Consider the following 19,995-nt stretch of genomic DNA (forward strand, 5'->3'; position numbering starts at 1 on the left):
GGAGGATCGGTGCCATGTCCGATCAGCACGATCCCGCCCCGTACGACGCCCTGCTGCTGCTCTCGTTCGGCGGCCCCGAGGGCCCGGACGACGTGGTCCCGTTCCTGGAGAACGTGACGCGCGGCCGAGGCATCCCGAAGGAACGGCTCAAGGAAGTGGGGCAGCACTACTTCCTCTTCGGCGGCGTCTCCCCGATCAACGACCAGAACCGCGCGCTCCTCGACGCGCTGCGGACGGACTTCGCCGGCGCCGGCCTGGGGATGCCCGTCCACTGGGGAAACCGGAACTGGGCCCCGTACCTCACCGACACCCTCCGCGAGATGATCACCGACGGCCGACGTCATATCGCCGTCCTCACGACCAGCGCGTACGCCTCCTACTCCGGCTGCCGCCAGTACCGCGAGAACCTCGCCGACGCGCTCGCCACCCTCGAAGCGGAGGGGCTCCCGCTGCCCCGGGTCGACAAGCTCCGGCACTACTTCAACCACCCCGGCTTCGTCGAGCCCATGGTCGAGGGCGTCCTCGCCTCCCTCGCCGAACTCGACCCGTCCGTCCGCGCCTGCGCCCACCTCGCCTTCACCACCCACTCCATCCCCGACTCCGCCGCCGACTCCTCGGGACCGGTCACCGAGCACGGCGACGGCGGCGCCTACGTCCGCCAGCACCTCGACGTCGCCCGGGTGATCGCCGAAGCCGTCCGCGAGCGGACCGGGAACGACCACCCCTGGGAGCTCGTCTACCAGTCCCGCAGCGGCGCCCCCCACATCCCGTGGCTGGAGCCCGACATCTGCGACCACCTGGAGGCGCTGCACGGCGCCGGGGCGCCCGCGGCCGTCATGGTCCCCATCGGCTTCGTCTCCGACCACATGGAGGTCCTCTACGACCTCGACACCGAGGCCACGGCCAAGGCCGCCGAACTCGGCCTGCCCGTCCGGCGCTCCGCCACCGTCGGCGCCGACCCGCGCTTCGCCGCCGCCGTCCGCGAACTCCTCCTGGAACGGGCCGCGCACGAGCGGGGGGCCCGCGTCGAGCGGTGCGCGCTGGGCGCCCTCGGCCCCTCCCACGACCTGTGCCCGATCGGTTGCTGCCCGGCCAGGGCGGAGCGCCCGGCGGCGGCCGGCGCCGACAGCCCGTACGCGTAAGGAACCCCCGTGACCGAGATGGCCGACGACGTGACCGAAGGGAACGACGTGACCGACCCGCTGCTCACCGAACTGCTCGACCTCGCCCTGGAGGCCGCACGGCGGGCCGGAGCGCTGCTGCGCGACGGCAGGCCGGACGACCTGGCCGTGGCGAAGACCAAGACGAGCCCCATCGACGTCGTCACCGAGATGGACATCGCCGCCGAGAAGCTGATCACCGGCTTCCTCGCCGACCACCGCCCGCAGGACGGATTCCTCGGCGAGGAGGGCGCGTCGAGCCCCGGCACCAGCGGGGTCCGCTGGGTGATCGACCCGCTCGACGGCACCGTGAACTACCTCTACGGGCTGCCCACCTGGGCGGTCTCGATCGCCGCCGAACGGGACGGCGAGACCGTGGTCGGCGTCGTCGGGGCCCCGATGCGCGGCGAGACCTACCGGGCGGTCCTCGGCGGCGGCGCGTACGCCGCGGGCGGCCCCCGGGCGGACGAGCGGCGCCTCGCCGTCCGCCCCTCGCCCCCGCTCGACCAGGCCCTCCTCGGCACCGGCTTCGGATACGTCCAGGCCCGGCGGGCCCACCAGGCCGACGTCGCCCAGCAGGTGATCCCGCGCGTCCGCGACATCCGGCGCGGCGGCTCCGCCGCCATCGACCTCTGCGACGTCGCCGCCGGGCGCCTGGACGCCTACTACGAGCGGGGCCTCAACCCCTGGGACCTCGCCGCGGGCGCCCTGATCGCCCGCGAGGCGGGCGCGCTGACCGGCGGCCGCCCGGGGGAGCCGGAGTCCGGCGAACTGGCCCTGGCGGCCCCTCCGGGCCTCTTCGAGCCCCTCCAGGAGATCCTGGAGGGACTGGGCGCCTGGCACGACTGACGGACGCGTGAGGGCCCCGGTGCCGGGAACGGCGCCGGGGCCCTCACGCGTGTACGGGTCGGATCGGTCGAACGGCCGGATCGGTCGAACGGCCAGGCTGCGGGTCGGCCGGTCTGCGGGTCGGTCGGGGTCGGATCGGGCAGCGGGTCGGTCGGGTCAGACGCCCTGCGCGGCTACCTCCACGCCGTGCTCGGCGGCCAGCCGGTGCAGGTCCTCAAGCTCCGCCTGCTCCACCTCCGCCAGGTAGTCGTCGCCCGTCTCACGAGCCCGCGTGAGGTCCGTCTGCGTGGTCCTGATGCGGTGCAGCAGGCCTGCGGTGAAAGCGTCCATCGTGCGCCCCCTCGTCATGGGTCCGGTGGCACGGGGGTGTGCCGAGGGTGGGTGGATCACACACTGCGGTCTCTGGGGGACAGAGAGCGGTAGGTGGCGCGCCACATACAGGGCGTGATCACGGGGTGTGCAGTCGTCCTCCCCAGCCCCTTCCTCAGAGAAACCTCAACTGGCCCGTGAATCCGGTGAATTCTTCGATCCGGGCCACGCGCCCCGCCTCGCGCCCCCGTTCACCGCCCGCCCGCCCTGGGCCCCGCACCGCCGCCTTACAGCCGGTTTACGCGCGTACGGGGCAGGATGGACACGCACAGTCAGTGCTCAGGTCTTCAGCAGGTCCGCCTCAGGACCGCAGCTCAACGGGAAGGATGTACGACGTGCGCGTACTCGTCGTCGAGGACGAGCAGCTGCTCGCCGATGCGGTGGCCACCGGACTGCGCCGGGAGGCCATGGCCGTCGACGTCGTGTACGACGGCGCCGCGGCCCTGGAGCGCGTCGGGGTGAACGACTACGACGTCGTCGTCCTCGACCGCGACCTTCCCCTCGTCCACGGTGACGACGTCTGCCGCAAGATCGTGGAGCTGGGCATGCCCACCCGCGTCCTGATGCTCACGGCGTCCGGCGACGTCAGCGACCGGGTCGAGGGCCTTGAGCTCGGCGCGGACGACTACCTCCCCAAGCCCTTCGCCTTCACCGAGCTCACCGCGCGCGTGCGCGCCCTCGGCCGGCGGACCAGCGTGCCGCTCCCGCCCGTCCTGGAGCGCGCCGGCATCAAGCTCGACCCGAACCGCCGCGAGGTCTTCCGCGAGGGCAAGGAGGTCCAGCTCGCGCCGAAGGAGTTCGCCGTCCTGGAGGTCCTCATGCGCAGCGAGGGCGCCGTCGTCTCGGCCGAGCAGCTCCTGGAGAAGGCCTGGGACGAGAACACCGACCCGTTCACCAACGTCGTCCGTGTCACCGTCATGACCCTGCGCCGCAAACTCGGCGAGCCGCCCGTCATCGTGACCGTGCCCGGCTCCGGGTACCGGATCTGAACCCGATGCCCGCCACTTCGGTACCCCACCCCCACGCGCCCCCGAAGCCGGCCTGGGACCCCCGGGACCCGGTCCGGCCCCTGCTGCGCCCGACCATCCGGATACGTCTCACGCTGCTGTACGGCGGGATGTTCCTGATCGCGGGCATCCTGCTGCTCTCGATCATCTACCTCTTCACCGCGCAGGCGCTCACCCACAGCGTCTCGGAGCTGCCCTTCAAGGTCGTCGAGGGCAAGGTCCAGCCCACCACGTCCTGGTGCGAGCTGCCCGCGCAGGGCACCGGGGAGCAGCTCAACCAGGCGGTCTCCGTCTGCCTCCGGTACCAGAGCGACCAGGCCCTGGACGACCTCCTGCGCCGCTCGCTCTTCGCCCTGCTCGGACTGAGCATCATCGCCTTCGCCTTCGGCTACGCCATGGCGGGGCGGGTGCTCTCGCCGCTCGGCCGGATCACCCGGACCGCCCGCCAGGTGGCCGGTTCCGATCTGTCCCGGCGGATCGAGCTGGACGGCCCCGACGACGAGCTCAAGGAGCTCGCCGACACCTTCGACGAGATGCTGGACCGCCTGGAGCGGGCCTTCACCGCCCAGCAGCGCTTCGTCGCGAACGCCTCGCACGAGCTGCGGACCCCGCTCGCGATCAACCGCACCCTCCTGGAGGTGCACCTCTCGGACCCGGGCGCGCCGGTGGAACTCCAGCAGCTCGGCAAGACGCTGCTCGCCACCAACGAGCGCAGCGAACAGCTCGTCGAGGGTCTGCTGCTGCTCGCCCGGAGCGACAACCAGATCATCGAACGCAAACCCGTCGACCTCGCCGAGGTCGCCTCGCGGGGCGTCGACCAGGTCCACGCCGAGGCGGCGGCCAAGGGCGTCGAGATCCGGGGCGAGCGCGAGCCCGCGGTCGTCCAGGGCAACGGCGTCCTGCTCGAACGGATCGCGCTGAACCTGGTCCAGAACGCCGTCCGGTACAACGTGGCGGAGGGAGGATGGGTGGAGGTGACGACCGCGACCGAGCACGGCCAGGCGGTCCTGACCGTCTCGAACACGGGACCCGTGGTCCCCGCGTACGAGATCGACAATCTTTTCGAGCCGTTCCGGCGACTCCGGCAGGAGCGGACCGGCAGTGACAAGGGCGTCGGCCTCGGACTGTCGATCGCGCGCTCCGTGGCCCGCGCCCACGGCGGCCGTATCATCGCGGAGCCCCGCGACGGTGGCGGTCTCGTGATGCGCGTCACTCTGCCGATCTGACAGACTGCACGAGCCGACCCGGTTCCGTTCGCTTTGCGCGGAATTCCGGGGGCCCGATTCTGAGACGCTCATGTGTGATCGATCACAGGAGAGGGTGTCCGGACATCCACTCTCCGTAACGGAGAAATCCCCGTGAAAACCCGGAAAAGTCCGGGTTTCCCGGACCCGGATTGACGGGAAGTACACGGGGTGGCGCCTGCAAGGGGCGCCCGTAGGACCGTGTACGGTCCGGTTCGCCACCCGAAGCCGATCACTCGCGAGAGGACGGAACGGGTGTCGATTGAGTAACAGACCTTGATGTGAGGCAAAATCTCCGCCTCAGGTCGGGCACAAGTCCGACCTCTCACGCGTTACGTGCGCTGGAGACACCGCAACCACCCAGAGGGGGAGAGCGACATGGCAACGGATTACGACACCCCACGCAAGACCGACGACGACGTCGATTCGGACAGCCTTGAGGAACTGAAGGCCCGCCGGAACGACAAGTCGACCTCGACCGTCGACGTCGACGAGTTCGAGGCCGCCGAAGGCCTGGAGCTTCCCGGCGCCGACCTCTCGAACGAGGAGCTGGCCGTCCGGGTCCTGCCCAAGCAGGCCGATGAGTTCACCTGCATGAGCTGCTTCCTCGTGCACCACCGCAGCCAGCTGGCCAGGGAGAAGAACGGCCAGCCCATCTGCCGCGACTGCGACTGAGACCCTCGGTCGTGGCAGGCGACACACCGTCCCGGAAGCGGCGTCTAAGGCTCCCTGGGAGCCCGAAGACGTACAAGGGCGGCTCAGGCCCGGCAGAGGGCGCCCAGGAGGCCTCTGAAGCCGAGCACGCCGCCTCCCCGCCCTCCCTCGGCGTACGTGACGACGAGCGAGGCCTAACGGCCTCGCTCGAGGCCGTCACCGAGCCGGACCCGGCGCAGTTGCCGGCGGAGCGGGAAGCGGGACGGACCGACGCGTTGGACGAAGCGGGGAACGACGAGACACAGCGGGACGGGCGCTTCGGCGCCGTCAAGCGGCTCGCCAATCCCGCGCGCGCCCAGCTCGACAAGATCAGGATCGACTCCGACCGGATCGACGCCGTCCGGCGCGGCGTCGCGCAGGGCGTCCGCCAGGGCGTGAAGCGCGGCGGAGACAGCGCCAAAGCCGGCATCGGCCATCTGGCCGACCGGTTGATCGACCTCGCCCCGCGGATCCCCGTCCGCGATCTGGCGACCCTGCGCAAGCAGTTTCCCGGGCTCGGCCCCGAGGAGCTCGCCGACAAGCTCGTCGCGGGTGCGGCGAACGCGAGCTCGACCGTGGGCGCCAGCATCGGTGCCGCCGCCATGCTCCCCGTACCCCCGGCCATGCCGGCGGAGCTCGCGGCCGAGATCACCGGCGTCGCCGCCGTGGAACTCAAACTCATCGCCGAACTGCACGAGGTCTACGGGCTGCGGCCGCCCGGTCGGCTCACCCAGCGTTCGGCGGCCTATCTGACCTCCTGGGCCGAGGAGCGGGGCATCGACCCCACCAAGCCCACCACGGTCAACGCGGCGCTCGGCGGACAGCTCAAGCGCGAGCTGCGCCAGCAGATCATGAAGCGCATGGTGCGCAACCTGCCGAACCTCACGCCGTTCATGGTCGGCGCGGCGGTCGGCGCGGTCATGAACCGCCGCGACACCAAGAAGCTCGCGGGCCACATCCGCAAGGACCTGCGGAACCGCCAGGTCCCGTGGGACTCCCTCCGGGAGCTGCCCCCGCTGGAACAGCCGGAGAACCCGAAGGAGCTCGGGTTCTAGCCGGCCTCCCTCCCCGGCCCGCTCAGTCCTGGGCGTCCGTACGGACGGCGTCCAGGGCCGCCACCAGCGCCTCCGGCTCACGGCTTGAGAGGTACACGTACGGCGTCGGGTCCGACGGGTCCGTCACCTCGATCCGCACCGCCCGGGTCACATAGCCGCGCATCAGCATGAACGCGCGCGGGTCGGCCTTGTACGTGCGCCACGCGCGCGCCTCCTCCGCGTCGAGCGCCTCGGCCTCGCCCAGAGCCGAGACCGGGATCCGCGCGTCGCCCGCCACGAGCGAACCGGCCACCACCCGGATCCGGGCGGAGCCGTACGAGGAGACCGCCGCACCGGCGAGCACCGCCACCACGATCAGACCGCCCATCATCGGGACCGTACCCAGCGGGACCATGATCAGGCCGCCGGAGAGACCGAGCAGACCCGCGATGAACCACCAGGAGCGGGGCGCCGTCAGCCGCTCGTCGAAGAGCGGTGCGGCGGAGGGCACGGGGGAGGGGGCGGGGGACGATGCGGAAGGCTGCATACGTCCAAGCTTGGCACGGCGCGACCTGCGGCCATCCGCGCGGGTAAGGTCTGCGGCTGTGACTGGAACATCTGCCGCCCTCACCCCGCCGGCCGACGCCATACCGCCGGTACGCCACCCCGACGCGCCGGCCCCCGGCGAGCTGCTCGGTTCGCACTACGAGTACTGCTTCGGGTGCGGCGGCGGGCAGTCCCACGGCCTCCACCTGGAGGCGCGCGCGGGCGAGGGCGTGACCGTCACCGCCGAGTTCACGGTGACCCCCGACCACCAGGGCGCCCCCGGCCTCGCGCACGGCGGCGTGCTCGCCACCGCGCTCGACGAGACCCTCGGCTCCCTGAACTGGCTGCTGCGGGTCATCGCCGTGACCGGACGGCTCGAGACCGACTTCGTCCGGCCCGTCCCGGTGGGCACCGTGCTCCATCTGGAGGCCGCGGTCACCGCCGTGCACGGCCGCAAGATCTTCTCGACCGCCGTCGGCCGGATCGGCGGGCCCGAGGGCCGCGTCGCCGTCCGCGCCGAGGCACTCTTCATAGAGGTCAAGGTCGACCACTTCATCGACAACGGCCGCCCGGAGGAGATCCAGGCCGCCATGTCCGACCCCGACCAGGTCCGGCGCGCTCGCGCCTTCGAGGTGAACCCCTGATGAGCAACCCTGTAGACGTACTGATCCGGCGTGTGGACCCGGACGTGCCGATCCCGGCCTACGGCCACCCCGGTGACGCCGGGGCGGACCTGGTCACCACGGAGGCCGCCGTGCTGGCCCCCGGGGAGCGCGCCGTGCTGCCCACCGGGATCTCCATCGCGCTCCCGGACGGGTACGCGGCCTTCGTGCACCCCCGCTCCGGGCTCGCCGCCCGCTGCGGAGTGGCACTCGTGAATGCCCCGGGGACGGTGGATGCCGGGTACCGTGGAGAGATCAAGGTGATCGTGGTCAATCTCGACCCGCGCGAGAGTGTGCGGTTCGAACGATTCGACCGGATTGCCCAACTTGTCGTCCAACAGGTCGAGAAGGTGCGCTTCCACGAGGTGGCGGAGCTTCCCGGCTCGGCGCGGGCCGAGGGGGGCTTCGGGTCCACCGGCGGTCATGCCGCCGTGGACGGCACAACGGGTGGGAATCGATACGCTTCGGTCGTATCCGACCGGGAAGGACAGTGACGTGTTCGGACGTCGCAAGAAGAGCGGTGCCGCAGAGGACGCGGCGGGCGAGGCCGAGCAGGTCGTCGACGCGGTGGACGGCGAGGACGCGGACGACGCGGCCCCGCGCCGTGTGAACCTTCCGCCGGCGCCCCGGCCCGACGGACCCTGGGACATCTCCGAGGTCGGCAAGCCCGAGGACGGCCGTGTCGACCTGGGTGGCGTCTTCGTCCCCGGGGTCGAGGGCATGGAGCTGCGGGTGGAGGTGGCGGGCGACGCGATCGTCGCGGCCACCGTCGTCCTGCGCGACAGCGCCGTGCAGCTGCAGGCCTTCGCCGCCCCCAAGAACGAGGGCATCTGGGGCGAGGTCCGCGACGAGATCGCCACGGGCATCGTCCAGCAGGGCGGGGTCATCGACGAGGTCGAGGGCCCGCTGGGCTGGGAGCTGCGCGCGCAGGTCCCCGTGCAGCTGCCGGACGGCAACCGCGGTGTGCAGCTGGTCCGCTTCGTGGGTGTCGACGGACCCCGCTGGTTCCTGCGCGGAGTGATCTCCGGGCAGGGCGCGGTCCAGCCCGAGGCGGCCGGTCTCCTGGAGCAGATCGTCCGGGACACCGTGGTCGTCCGCGGCGACGGCCCGATGGCCCCGCGCGACCCGATCGTCCTCAAGCTGCCGAACGACGCGCAGATGGTGCCGGACGGCGTGCAGCAGGAGGAGCAGGAGAACTCCCGCTTCTCCGGCGGCATGGGCCAGCTCCAGCGCGGTCCGGAGATCTCCGAGATCCGCTAGTCCGCGCTCTGACCGGTGGGCCTCCGGGTCCGCCGCGTATCCGCCTGGGCCGATGGGCCGCTTTCCGTACGACACGTACGGGAAGCGGCCCATCGGTCGTTTTCCACAGGTTCCGCCCGCGGGCTCTGGCCCTCGGACCCGGCCGCGGACCATACTGGCGGGCACATGTTCGAGGAGGGGGAGCACAGGGTGAGTGAGAGCAGCACGCGGTCCGCGACGGCCGTCGCCGAGGACCCGGCCGGCCTGCCGATGGTCCGCGTGGAGAACCTGCGCCGTTCGTACGGCACCGGGGAAGCAGCCGTCCACGCCCTGCGCGGGGTCTCCTTCGACATCCCGCGCGGCGAGCTCGTCGCGCTCAAGGGCCGCTCCGGCTCCGGCAAGACGACGCTGCTCAACCTGGTGGGCGGCCTCGACAGCGCGGACGGCGGCTCGATCGTCATCGACGGCGTCGACCTCGCCACCCTCGGTGAGAACGGGCTCCTGGAGCTGCGCCGCGACCGGATCGGCTTCATCTTCCAGTCCTTCGGACTGCTCCCGATCCTCTCCGCCGCCGAGAACGTCGGCGTACCCATGCGGCTGCGCAAGGCCGACCCGAAGGAGCGGGAGGAGCGGGTGGCCCTGCTCCTCGGCCTGGTGGGCCTCGCCGACCACGCGAACCAGCGGCCCGGCGAGCTCTCCGGCGGGCAGCAGCAGCGCGTCGCCATCGCCCGCGCCCTCGCCAACAAGCCGGCGCTGCTCATAGCCGACGAGCCGACGGGCCAGCTGGACCAGGAGACCGGCCTCGCCGTCATGCAGCTGCTGCGCGCGGTCGTGCGCAGCGAGGGCTGTACGGCCCTGGTCGCCACCCACGACCCGCAGCTCCTGGGCCTGGCCGACCGGGTCCTCGAACTCAGCGACGGCGAGATCATCGAGCACTGACGCGGCCCGGCCGGTCCCCACCGCGGAGGCCGGCGCGGTCCCGACATCAGAAACACGTCAAGACCGCTCCGGCCCACTCTGCGCGTACGGAATGTCCGATTGGCTGGACGTATGGTCGTCCCATGGGACGCGGCAAGCTTCGGATATACCTCGGCGCTGCGCCGGGCGTCGGCAAGACCTACGCGATGCTCTCCGAGGGGCACCGGCGGGTGGAGCGCGGCACGGACTGCGTCGTGGCGTTCGTGGAGCACCACGGACGGCCGCGCACCGAGGTCATGCTGCACGGCCTCGAGCAGGTGCCGCGCCGCATCCTGGAGTACCGGGGGAGCACCTTCACCGAGATGGACATCGACGCCGTCCTGGAGCGGCGTCCCGCCGTCGCGCTCGTCGACGAGCTCGCCCACACGAACGTGCCCGGCTCCCGCAACCCCAAGCGGTGGCAGGACGTCGCCGAGCTGCTCGCGGCCGGCATCGACGTCATATCGACCGTCAACATCCAGCACCTGGAGTCGCTGGGCGACGTGGTCGAGGCGATCACCGGCGTACGCCAGCGGGAGACCGTCCCCGACGAGGTGGTCCGCCGGGCCGACCAGATCGAGCTGGTCGACATGTCTCCGGAGGCACTGCGCCGCCGGATGGCCCACGGCAACGTCTACACCTCGGACAAGGTCGACGCGGCCCTCTCCAACTACTTCCGCCCCGGCAACCTCACCGCCCTGCGCGAGCTGGCCCTGCTCTGGACCGCCGACCGGGTCGACGAGTACCTCCAGCAGTACCGGGGCGAGCACAACATCCGCTCCACCTGGCAGGCCCGTGAGCGCATCGTCGTCGGTCTGACCGGCGGTCCCGAGGGCCGCACCCTCATACGGCGCGCCACCCGGCTGGCCGAGAAGGGCGCCGGAGGCGAGGTCCTCGCCGTCTACATCGCCCGCAGCGACGGCCTCACCGCCGCCTCGCCCAAGGAGCTGGCCGTCCAGCGCACCCTGGTCGAGGACCTGGGCGGAACGTTCCACCATGTCATCGGCGACGACATCCCCTCCGCGCTCCTGGAGTTCGCCCGCGGGGTCAACGCCACCCAGATCGTCCTCGGCTCCAGCCGCCGCCGCACCTGGCAGTACATCCTCGGCCCCGGCGTCGGCCAGACCGTGGCCCGTGAATCCGGGCCCGACCTCGACGTCCACATCGTCACCCACGGCGAGGTCGCCAAGGGCCGCGGCCTCCCGGTCGCCCGGGGCGCCCGCCTCGGCCGCTCCCGGATCATCGGCGGCTGGGTGGTCGGCGTCGCCGGACCCGTCCTCCTCGCGCTGCTCCTCACCCATGTCGACGCCGACCTCGGTCTCGCCAACGACATGCTGCTCTTCCTGGCCCTGACCGTCGCGGCGGCCCTGCTCGGCGGATTCCTGCCGGCGCTCGCCTCCGCCGCGGCCGGCTCCCTCCTCCTCAACTGGTTCTTCACCCCGCCCGTCCACCGGCTCACCATCGCCGACCCCAAGAACATCGTGGCGATCGCCGTCTTCCTCGGCGTCGCCATGTCGGTCGCCTCCGTGGTCGACCTGGCCGCCCGGCGCACCCATCAGGCCGCCCGGCTGCGCGCCGAGTCCGAGGTGCTCTCCTACCTCGCCGGCAGCGTGCTGCGCGGCGAGACGAGCCTCGACGCCCTCCTCGAACGGGTCCGCGAGACCTTCTCCATGGAGTCCGTCGCCCTTCTGGAGCGGGTGGACGACGTCGAGCCCTGGACCCGGGCCGCGAGCGTCGGCCCCCACCCGGCGGCCCGGCCCGAGGACGCGGACGTGGACATGCCGGTCGGCGACCATCTGGCCCTCGCCCTGTCCGGCCGGGTGCTGCCCGCCGAGGACCGGCGCGTCCTCGGCGCCTTCGCCGCCCAGGCCGCGGTCGTGCTCGACCGCCAGCGGCTCGTGGGCGAGGCCGAGGAGGCCCGCAAGCAGGCCGAGGGCAACAAGATCCGCACCTCCCTGCTCGCCGCCGTCAGCCACGACCTGCGGACCCCGCTCGCCGGCATCAAGGCCTCCGTCTCCTCCCTCCGCTCCGACGACGTCGAATGGTCCGAGCAGGACCGCGCCGAACTCCTGGAGGGCATCGAGGCCGGCGCCGACCGCCTCGACCACCTCGTCGGCAACCTCCTCGACATGTCCCGCCTCCAGACCGGCACCGTCACCCCGCTGATCCGTACCGTCGACCTCGACGAGGTCGTCCCGATGGCCCTCGGGGGAGTGCCCGACGGAAGCGCCGAGCTCGACATCCCCGAGACGCTGCCCATGGTCGACGTCGACAAGGGCCTCCTGGAGCGGGCGGTGGCCAACATCGTCGAGAACGCCGTCAAGTACAGCCCCGAGGGCGTGCCCGTGGCCGTCGCCGCCAGCACCCTCGGCGACCGCGTCGAGCTCCGGGTCGTGGACTGCGGCCCCGGCGTCCCCGACGAGGCCAAGGACGGCATCTTCGAGCCCTTCCAGCGCTTCGGCGACGCCCCGCGCGGCTCCGGCGTCGGCCTGGGCCTGGCGGTCGCCCGCGGCTTCGTCGAGGCCATGGGCGGGACGCTCGGCGCCGAGGACACCCCGGGCGGCGGCCTGACGATGGTGCTCACCCTCAAGGCCGCACGGGGCGGCCCGCCGGCGCAGGCCCCCGACCTGCCGGCGCACGCCGTGACCTGACGCCGGCGTCCCGGAACGCCGGAGCGGCCTCCGACTCCGTCCCGAAGCACCACCGCCGCCGTCCCGAGGCGCGCGCCCCGTTCGTTCCCGTACTGTCTTGCTCCCGCCCGCACGGGCGACCGAAGAAGGAAGGTCCCCCTCCATGACCCGGGTTCTCGTGGTCGACGACGAGCCTCAGATCGTCCGCGCCCTGGTGATCAACCTCAAGGCGCGGAAGTACGAGGTCGACGCCGCACCCGACGGTGCCACCGCCCTCCGGCTCGCCGCCGAACGCCACCCCGACGTCGTCGTGCTCGACCTCGGCCTCCCCGACATGGACGGCGTCGAGGTCATCAAGGGCCTGCGCGGCTGGACCCGGGTGCCGATCCTGGTCCTCTCGGCCCGGCAGACCTCCGACGAGAAGGTCGAGGCGCTCGACGCCGGCGCCGACGACTACGTCACCAAGCCCTTCGGCATGGACGAGCTGCTCGCCCGGCTGCGCGCCGCCGTGCGCCGCGCCGAGCCGGTCGGCGGCGCCGAGGACGGGGTGGTGGTCGTCGAGACCGAGGGCTTCACCGTCGACCTCGCGGCGAAGAAGGTCCACCGCGACGGCCGGGACGTCCGGCTCACCCCCACCGAGTGGCACCTGCTCGAAGTCCTGGTCCGCAACAGCGGCCGTCTGGTCAGCCAGAAGCAGCTGCTCCAGGAGGTCTGGGGACCCTCGTACGGCACGGAGACCAACTACCTCCGGGTGTACATGGCGCAGCTCCGCCGCAAGCTGGAGAGCGACCCCTCGCACCCGCGGCACTTCGTCACCGAACCGGGCATGGGCTACCGCTTCGAACGCTGATCCAGTGCCCGTTCGGGGGCAGGTCCCGGGGACGGCGGTGGCCGGTACGCTTTCTGTATGAGTGCTGCACCGCGTACAGAGAAGCCGGCCGGTAGGTTCCGCCGGATGCTCGACCGGCTCTCCTCCTCGCCGGAGGACCTGGAGTCGGAGGAGCTCCAGGAGGACGCCGAGGCGTCGGGGTGCACGCGTATCTGCGACTGCTCCGACCGACAGATAGTCAAGGTGACTGGTACCTTGCGCACGGTCACGCTGCGTCCCCGGGCCGGTGTGCCCGCGCTGGAGGCCGAACTCTTCGACGGCACGGCACCGCTCGACGTCGTGTGGCTCGGCCGGCGCTCCATCGTGGGCATCGAGCCGGGCCGCAAGCTGATCGCCTCCGGCCGGATCTCCATGAGCCACGGCCGGCGGGTCCTCTTCAACCCCAAATACGAGCTCCGACCGCTCGGACAGGAGTAGCCGGTGACGTCCCTCGACAAGCCGACCACCACGGACCAGGACGCCCGGGCATCGAAGGAGGTCACCGAGGCCGCGCTGTTCGAGGCCTTCGGCGGCCTGCGGGGCATGATCGAGACGGTCGTGCCGGGCCTGTTGTTCGTCACGATCTTCACGATCAACAAGAACCTGCAGATCTCGGCGATCGCCGCCCTCGCGGTGTCGCTGGTCCTGGTCGCCGTCCGGCTCATCCGGCGGGACACCGTCAAGCACGCGTTCAGCGGCGTCTTCGGCGTCGCCTTCGGCGTCGTCTTCGCGATGATGACGGGCAACGCCAAGGACTTCTACCTGCCGGGCATGCTGTACACCCTGGGCCTCGCCCTCGCGTACCTCATCACCGCGCTCGCCGGGGTCCCGCTGATCGGCCTGATCCTGGGCCCGGTCTTCAAGGAGAACCTCTCCTGGCGGACCCGTAACCCGGGCCGCAAGAAGGCGTACACGAAGGCGAGCCTGGCCTGGGGCCTGATCCTGCTCGGCAAGTGCGCGATCCTCTTCCCGATGTACTGGTGGGCCGACACGACCAAGTTCGGCTGGGTGCTCGTGGCGCTGAAGATCCCGCCGTTCCTGCTCGCGGTCTACCTCACCTGGGTGTTCCTCGCGAAGGCTCCGCCGCCGATCGACGTCTTCGCCGAGATGGAGGCCGAGGAGCTCGCGGAGAAGGAGCGCAAGGCGGCCGCCGCCGCGGCGCAGACCCACCCGGAGGCCTGAGACGGCACGAGGAAGGGCCCGGACCTGACGAACAGGTCCGGGCCCTTCTTCGTACACCCGGTGCTCAGGCCCTGGCACATAGCCGTCGGTGCTCAGGCAGGCCCTCGTACGACCAGCGTTCAGGTCCTCGTACGACGAGCGCGCTCAGGGTCCTCGTACGACCGGTGCTCAGGCCCTCGTACGACCGCGCTCAGGTCCTCGTACGACCGGTGTTCAGGACTCCGTCGGCTCGCGGCGGACCTGCAGCAGGTCCTCCAGCTGCTCCTCGCGGGCCTGCGCGGCCACGAACAGCAGCTCGTCACCGGCCTCCAGGGTCTCCTCGGCGCTCGGCGTGAGCACCCGCGAACCGCGGATGATCGTCACGAGCGAGGTGTCCTGCGGCCAGGCCACGTCCCCGACCGCGGTGCCGGCGACCGCCGACTCCGGCGGGAGCGTCAGCTCGACCAGGTTCGCGTCGCCGTGGCTGAAGCGCAGCAGCCGGACGAGGTCGCCGACGCTCACCGCCTCCTCCACCAGGGCCGACATGAGACGCGGGGTCGAGACGGCCACGTCCACGCCCCAGGCCTCGTTGAACAGCCACTCGTTCTTCGGGTTGTTCACCCGGGCGACGACCCGCGGCACGCCGTACTCGGTCTTGGCGAGCAGCGAGACGACCAGGTTCACCTTGTCGTCGCCGGTCGCCGCGATCACCACGTTGCAGCGCTGGAGCGCCGCCTCGTCGAGCGAGGTGATCTCACAGGCGTCGGCAAGCAGCCACTCCGCCTGCGGCACCCGCTCCACCGAGATGGCGGTCGGCGCCTTGTCGATGAGCAGGACCTCGTGACCGTTCTCCAGGAGCTCGCCCGCGATGGAACGGCCCACCGCACCCGCGCCCGCAATAGCGACACGCATCAGTGACCGCCCTCCTCTGGACCCTCGGCGAAGGCCTCCTCGACCTTCGCGATCTCGTCCGTACGCATCATCACGTGCACCAGATCACCTTCCTGGAGCACCGTCTGCGAGGTGGGCAGAATCGCTTCGCCCAGCCGGGTGAGGAAGGCGACACGCACGCCGGTCTCCTCCTGGAGCCGGCTCACCTTGTGGCCGATCCAGGCCGGGGAGGTGTGCACCTCCGCGAGCTGCACGCCACCGCTCGGGTCCCGCCACAGCGGCTCCGCGCCCGAGGGCAGCAGCCGCCGCAGCATCTGGTCGGCGGTCCAGCGGACCGTCGCGACCGTCGGGATGCCGAGGCGCTGGTAGACCTCGGCGCGCCGCGGGTCGTAGATCCGCGCCGCCACGTTCTCGATGCCGAACATCTCGCGGGCGACCCGCGCCGCGATGATGTTCGAGTTGTCGCCGCTGCTCACCGCGGCGAAGGCCCCCGCGTCCTCGATGCCGGCCTCACGCAGCGTGTCCTGGTCGAAGCCCACTCCCGTGACGCGCCGACCGCCGAAACCCGACCCCAGACGACGGAAGGCCGTCGGGTCCTGGTCCACGACCGCGACGGTGTGCCCCTGCTGCTCCAGGGTCTGCGCGAGAGCGGCTCCCACTCGCCCGCAGCCCATGATGACGATGTGCACGTCCCCTTACCCCGCACTCCTGATCGTCTTACTGACCTGCGAAAACACCCTGCTCACAACTTTCCTCACCCGATGCGCCCGGGTCGCGGCGGGTAACACCCTGCCGGGTCACCCGGTCCGAGCTTAAGCGGCAACGCTGGCCGGGACCGCATCCGAGGTGGTACTCAGGGAGATTCCGTGCCTATCGGGGGTGCCGGTGCACGTGGCTGTTTTCGAACGCTTACGATCCTCTCCGTGTCCAAACTGACCGACCTTCCCAAACGGATCCTGATCGGGCGGGCCCTGCGCAGCGACAAGCTCGGAGAGACTCTCCTCTCCAAGCGGATCGCCCTCCCCGTCTTCGCCTCCGACCCGCTGTCCTCGGTGGCGTACGCACCGGGCGAGGTGCTGCTCGTTCTGTCCGTGGCCGGTCTGTCGGCCTACCACTTCAGCCCGTGGATCGCGCTCGCCGTCGTCGTCCTGATGTTCACGGTCGTCGCCTCGTACCGGCAGAACGTCCACGCGTACCCGAGCGGCGGCGGCGACTACGAGGTCGCCAACACCAATCTCGGGCCGAAGGCCGGACTGACCGTCGCGAGCGCCCTGCTCGTCGACTACGTCCTGACCGTCGCCGTGTCGATCTCCTCGGGCATCGAGAACCTCGGCTCGGCCGTCCCCTTCGTCGTCGAGCACAAGGTGGCCTGCGCGGTCGGCGTGATCGTGCTGCTCACCGTGATGAACCTGCGCGGAGTGAAGGAGTCGGGCTCGCTCTTCGCGATCCCGACGTACGTCTTCGTCGCCGGCGTCTTCATCATGATCGCCTGGGGCGCGTACAAGGGCATCGTCCTCGACGAGACCATGAAGGCGCCCACCGCCGACTTCGAGATCAAGCCGGAGCACCAGGGGCTTGCCGGCTTCGCGCTCGTCTTCCTGCTGCTGCGCGCGTTCTCCTCCGGCTGTGCCGCGCTCACCGGTGTCGAGGCCATCTCCAACGGTGTCCCCGCCTTCCGCAAGCCCAAGTCGAAGAACGCCGCCACCACGCTCGCCCTCATGGGCGGCCTGGCCGTCACCATGTTCTGCGGCATCATCTTCCTGGCCATGGCCACCGACGTCCGGATGGCCGAGAAGCCCGCCGAGGACCTGCTGGTCAACGGCGTCCCGGTCGGCGCGAGCTACGTCCAGGACCCGGTGATCTCGCAGGTCGCGGCCGCCGTCTTCGGCGACGGAACGTTCTTCTTCGTGCTCCTCGCCGCGGCCACCGCGCTCGTCCTCTTCCTCGCCGCCAACACCGCGTACAACGGCTTCCCGCTCCTCGGCTCGATCCTCGCCCAGGACCGCTACCTGCCGCGCCAGCTGCACACCCGCGGCGACCGCCTCACCTTCTCCAACGGCATCGTGCTCCTCGCCGGCGCCGCCGCCCTCCTCGTCTGGGTCTACGGAGCCGACTCGACCCGGCTGATCCAGCTGTACATCGTCGGCGTCTTCGTCTCCTTCACCCTCAGCCAGATCGGCATGGTCCGGCACTGGAACCGGCACCTGACGACGGAGCGCGACCCCGCCAAGCGCCGCCACATGATCCGCTCCCGCGCGATCAACGCCTTCGGCGCCTTCTTCACCGGCCTCGTCCTCGTCGTCGTCCTCGCCACCAAGTTCACCCACGGCGCCTGGGTCGCCCTGCTCGGCATGGTGATCTTCTACGGGACGATGTCCGCGATCCGCCGGCACTACGACTCGGTCGCGGCCGAGATCGCCGCCGCCGAGGAACGCCCCGACGAGTACGTACGCCCCTCCCGGGTCCGCTCCATCGTCCTCGTCTCCAAGCTCCACAAGCCCACCCTCCGCGCCCTGGCCTACGCCAAGCTCATGCACGCGAACGAGCTGGAGGCGCTGACAGTCAACGTCGACCCGGCCGAGACGAAGGCGCTCAGGGAGGAGTGGGAGCGGCGCGGCATCAACGTCCCGCTCAAGATCCTCGACTCGCCGTACCGCGAGATCACCCGCCCGGTGATCGAGTACGTCAAGAGCATCCGCCGCGAGAGCCCGCGCGACGCCGTCTCCGTCTACATCCCGGAGTACGTCGTCGGGCACTGGTACGAGCACCTGCTCCACAACCAGTCCGCACTCCGCCTCAAGGGCAGGCTGCTCTTCACCCCCGGCGTCATGGTGACCTCCGTCCCGTACCAGCTCCAGTCCTCCGAGGCCGCGAAGAAGCGGGCCAGGAAGCGCCAGGAGTGGACCGCGCCGGGCTCGGTCCGCCGCGGCCCGGTGGAGAAGGGCCACAAGGAACCGGCGGCGAGGAACAACTAGAGCCGTCGGGCCCGCGCCCCGCGCGCCGGGCCCGCGCCGGGAACCCCGGGCGCAAAGAACATCTCAAAAAGAACAACTAGACTGGTGGGCTGCCGTCCAAACGGCAGCCCACCATCGCGTCCCCTTGGAGCTTCCCCACCATGCAGAACACCCCTGTTTCGTCGTTGGTCGGGGAAGAGTACGAGGTCGAGGTCGGTCCGGTCGCGCACGGCGGCCACTGCATCGCCCGTACCGAGGCGGGCCGCGTCCTCTTCGTCCGCCACGCGCTGCCCGGGGAGAGGATCGTCGCCCGCGTGACCGAGGGCGAGGAGACCTCCCGCTTCCTGCGCGCGGACGCGATCACGATCCTCGACCCCTCCAAGGACCGCGTCGAGGCCCCCTGTCCCTTCGCGGGCCCGGGCAAGTGCGGCGGTTGCGACTGGCAGCACGCCAAGCCCGGCGCCCAGCGCCGCCTCAAGGGCGAGGTCATCGCCGAGCAGCTCCTGCGGCTCGCCGGCCTGACCCCCGAGGAGGCCGGCTGGGACGGCACGGTCATGCCGGCCGAGGGCGACAAGCTCCCGCAGGGCGAGGTCCCGCAGTGGCGGACCCGCGTCCAGTACGCGATCGACGCGGACGGCAACGCGGGCCTGCGTAAGCACCGCTCGCACGAGGTCGAGGTGATCGACCACTGCATGATCGCGGCGCCGGGCGTCTCGGAACTGGGCATCGAGAAGCACGACTGGGAGAACATGGCCTCGGTCGAGGCCATCGCCGCCTCCGGCTCGGGCGACCGCCAGGTCATCCTGACCCCGAAGCCCGGCGGCCGCCTCCCCCTGGTCGAGCTGGACAAGCCGGTCTCCGTCCTCCGCGTCGACGAGAAGGACGGCGGAGTCCACCGCGTCCACGGCCGCGCCTTCGTCCGCGAGCGCGCCGACGACCGCACCTACCGCGTCGGCAACGGCGGCTTCTGGCAGGTCCACCCGAAGGCCGCCCAGACCCTCATGCTCGCCGTCATGCAGGGCCTCACCCCCCGCAAGGGCGAGACGGCCCTCGACCTCTACTGCGGCGTCGGCCTCTTCGCGGGCGCCATCGCCGACCGCGTCGGCGACCAGGGCGCGGTCCTCGGCATCGAGTCCGGCAAGCGCGCCGTCGAGGACGCCCGCCACAACCTGGCCGCCTTCCCGCGCGTCCGCATCGAACAGGGCAAGGTCGAGTCGGTCCTCCCGCGCACCGGCATCACGGAGGTCGACCTCATCGTCCTGGACCCCCCGCGCGCCGGCGCCGGCAAGCAGACGGTCCACCACCTGGCAGGCCTCGGCGCCCGCCGCATCGCCTACGTGGCCTGCGACCCGGCAGCCCTGGCCCGAGACATCGCGTACTTCGCGGAACGCGGCTACAAGGTACGCACGCTGCGGGCTTTCGACCTGTTCCCGATGACGCATCACGTGGAGTGCGTGGCGATCCTGGAGCCGGTGAAGAAGGACGCCTGACCTGCTGTTCTCCGGGTGTGCTTGATGGGCGTCGTATGCGCCAGGTGCGGTGGCTCGACGCTTGTTCGGCGCGCGTGGCGCACGCTTGACGTGCGAGCGGCGCAGTTCTGACGGGTCATCATGTGGCAGCGCGTGAGGTCGTTCCGTGGTGGTGGTGGCCGGTCTGGAGTAGTCCTGGTCTCGTGTTGGAGGCGCGGTTCGGGCGGGTGATTCGTGCGTCGCGATGGTCTCGCGGGGATGT

Annotated in this window: 20 protein-coding genes; 16 read left to right on the forward strand and 4 right to left on the reverse strand. The window is 71.3% G+C overall.

Features of this window, described 5'->3' with window-relative positions:
* Positions 1 to 14 precede the first annotated feature (14 nt).
* Positions 15 to 1,142 (forward strand): ferrochelatase, encoded by a 1,128-nt coding sequence (locus E0F75_RS38260; RefSeq protein ID WP_229315629.1) that lies wholly within the window; start codon positions 15 to 17, stop codon positions 1,140 to 1,142.
* A gap of 48 nt (positions 1,143 to 1,190) precedes the next feature.
* Positions 1,191 to 2,009: an inositol monophosphatase family protein gene (locus tag E0F75_RS38265; protein ID WP_229315658.1), complete on the forward strand. Its 819-nt coding sequence runs from the start codon at positions 1,191 to 1,193 to the stop codon at positions 2,007 to 2,009.
* A 156-nt stretch (positions 2,010 to 2,165) separates the two neighbouring features.
* Here the strand turns inward: E0F75_RS38265 and E0F75_RS38270 are convergent, their stop codons facing one another.
* A complete protein-coding gene (locus E0F75_RS38270) occupies positions 2,166 to 2,339 on the reverse strand; it encodes a hypothetical protein (RefSeq protein WP_169749507.1) in 174 nt (57 codons plus the stop codon).
* Between the two features lie 374 nt (positions 2,340 to 2,713).
* On the opposite strand from E0F75_RS38270, the gene E0F75_RS38275 reads away from it, so the two are divergent.
* From E0F75_RS38275 to E0F75_RS38290, 4 genes are all read left to right on the forward strand, one after another.
* Positions 2,714 to 3,367, forward strand: coding sequence for a response regulator transcription factor (locus tag E0F75_RS38275; protein WP_030146958.1), 654 nt, complete (start codon positions 2,714 to 2,716; stop codon positions 3,365 to 3,367).
* Positions 3,368 to 3,372: 5 nt separating this feature from the next.
* A complete protein-coding gene (locus tag E0F75_RS38280) occupies positions 3,373 to 4,611 on the forward strand; it encodes a cell wall metabolism sensor histidine kinase WalK (protein ID WP_229315630.1) in 1,239 nt (412 codons plus the stop codon).
* Between the two features lie 396 nt (positions 4,612 to 5,007).
* Positions 5,008 to 5,304 (forward strand): DUF4193 domain-containing protein, encoded by a 297-nt coding sequence (locus E0F75_RS38285; RefSeq protein ID WP_003955561.1) that lies wholly within the window; start codon positions 5,008 to 5,010, stop codon positions 5,302 to 5,304.
* Positions 5,305 to 5,315: 11 nt separating this feature from the next.
* Positions 5,316 to 6,377, forward strand: a complete 1,062-nt coding sequence (locus E0F75_RS38290; RefSeq protein WP_229315631.1) for a hypothetical protein — start codon at positions 5,316 to 5,318, stop codon at positions 6,375 to 6,377.
* Positions 6,378 to 6,399: 22 nt separating this feature from the next.
* Here the strand turns inward: E0F75_RS38290 and E0F75_RS38295 are convergent, their stop codons facing one another.
* Positions 6,400 to 6,903, reverse strand: coding sequence for a DUF3093 domain-containing protein (locus E0F75_RS38295; RefSeq protein WP_229315632.1), 504 nt, complete (start codon positions 6,901 to 6,903; stop codon positions 6,400 to 6,402).
* Positions 6,904 to 6,961: 58 nt separating this feature from the next.
* Here E0F75_RS38295 and E0F75_RS38300 point away from each other — a divergent pair, with 58 nt between their 5' ends.
* The 8 genes from E0F75_RS38300 (at position 6,962) to E0F75_RS38335 (ending at position 14,440) form a co-directional block, all read left to right on the forward strand.
* Entirely contained in the window at positions 6,962 to 7,546 is a 585-nt protein-coding gene (locus E0F75_RS38300; RefSeq protein WP_229315633.1) for a PaaI family thioesterase, read from the forward strand.
* Complete coding sequence (gene dut, locus E0F75_RS38305; protein WP_055601374.1) at positions 7,546 to 8,058, forward strand: dUTP diphosphatase; 513 nt, start codon at positions 7,546 to 7,548, stop codon at positions 8,056 to 8,058. Before E0F75_RS38300 ends, dut begins: the two co-directional genes overlap by 1 nt.
* Before the next feature lies 1 nt (position 8,059).
* Positions 8,060 to 8,824 carry a DUF3710 domain-containing protein gene (locus tag E0F75_RS38310; RefSeq protein ID WP_229315634.1) on the forward strand — a complete coding sequence of 255 codons (765 nt, stop codon included), beginning with the start codon at positions 8,060 to 8,062 and terminating at the stop codon, positions 8,822 to 8,824.
* A gap of 165 nt (positions 8,825 to 8,989) precedes the next feature.
* Positions 8,990 to 9,742: an ABC transporter ATP-binding protein gene (locus E0F75_RS38315; protein WP_030321529.1), complete on the forward strand. Its 753-nt coding sequence runs from the start codon at positions 8,990 to 8,992 to the stop codon at positions 9,740 to 9,742.
* A 122-nt stretch (positions 9,743 to 9,864) separates the two neighbouring features.
* Positions 9,865 to 12,411 (forward strand): sensor histidine kinase KdpD, encoded by a 2,547-nt coding sequence (locus E0F75_RS38320; RefSeq protein WP_229315635.1) that lies wholly within the window; start codon positions 9,865 to 9,867, stop codon positions 12,409 to 12,411.
* Between the two features lie 142 nt (positions 12,412 to 12,553).
* Positions 12,554 to 13,240 carry a response regulator gene (locus tag E0F75_RS38325; protein ID WP_229315636.1) on the forward strand — a complete coding sequence of 229 codons (687 nt, stop codon included), beginning with the start codon at positions 12,554 to 12,556 and terminating at the stop codon, positions 13,238 to 13,240.
* 57 nt (positions 13,241 to 13,297) lie between these two features.
* Positions 13,298 to 13,696 (forward strand): OB-fold nucleic acid binding domain-containing protein, encoded by a 399-nt coding sequence (locus E0F75_RS38330; protein WP_073906407.1) that lies wholly within the window; start codon positions 13,298 to 13,300, stop codon positions 13,694 to 13,696.
* 3 nt (positions 13,697 to 13,699) lie between these two features.
* Complete coding sequence (locus E0F75_RS38335; RefSeq protein ID WP_229315637.1) at positions 13,700 to 14,440, forward strand: DUF3159 domain-containing protein; 741 nt, start codon at positions 13,700 to 13,702, stop codon at positions 14,438 to 14,440.
* Positions 14,441 to 14,653: 213 nt separating this feature from the next.
* On the opposite strand, the gene E0F75_RS38340 is transcribed toward E0F75_RS38335, so the two are convergent.
* Both E0F75_RS38340 and E0F75_RS38345 read right to left on the reverse strand, forming a co-directional pair.
* Positions 14,654 to 15,331: a TrkA family potassium uptake protein gene (locus E0F75_RS38340; protein ID WP_030321521.1), complete on the reverse strand. Its 678-nt coding sequence runs from the start codon at positions 15,329 to 15,331 to the stop codon at positions 14,654 to 14,656.
* A complete protein-coding gene (locus E0F75_RS38345; RefSeq protein WP_030321520.1) occupies positions 15,331 to 15,999 on the reverse strand; it encodes a TrkA family potassium uptake protein in 669 nt (222 codons plus the stop codon). The genes E0F75_RS38340 and E0F75_RS38345 overlap by 1 nt, the downstream gene beginning before the upstream one ends.
* A 234-nt stretch (positions 16,000 to 16,233) precedes the next feature.
* Between E0F75_RS38345 and E0F75_RS38350 the strand changes: the two genes are divergently transcribed.
* Together E0F75_RS38350 and E0F75_RS38355 are read left to right on the forward strand one after the other, a co-directional pair.
* Entirely contained in the window at positions 16,234 to 18,285 is a 2,052-nt protein-coding gene (locus E0F75_RS38350; RefSeq protein WP_229315638.1) for an APC family permease, read from the forward strand.
* A 140-nt stretch (positions 18,286 to 18,425) separates the two neighbouring features.
* Positions 18,426 to 19,754 carry a class I SAM-dependent RNA methyltransferase gene (locus tag E0F75_RS38355; protein ID WP_229315639.1) on the forward strand — a complete coding sequence of 443 codons (1,329 nt, stop codon included), beginning with the start codon at positions 18,426 to 18,428 and terminating at the stop codon, positions 19,752 to 19,754.
* Positions 19,755 to 19,995: the final 241 nt, after the last annotated feature.

The organism is Streptomyces sp. CB02980, from assembly GCF_014451325.2.
Taxonomy (GTDB): domain Bacteria; phylum Actinomycetota; class Actinomycetes; order Streptomycetales; family Streptomycetaceae; genus Streptomyces.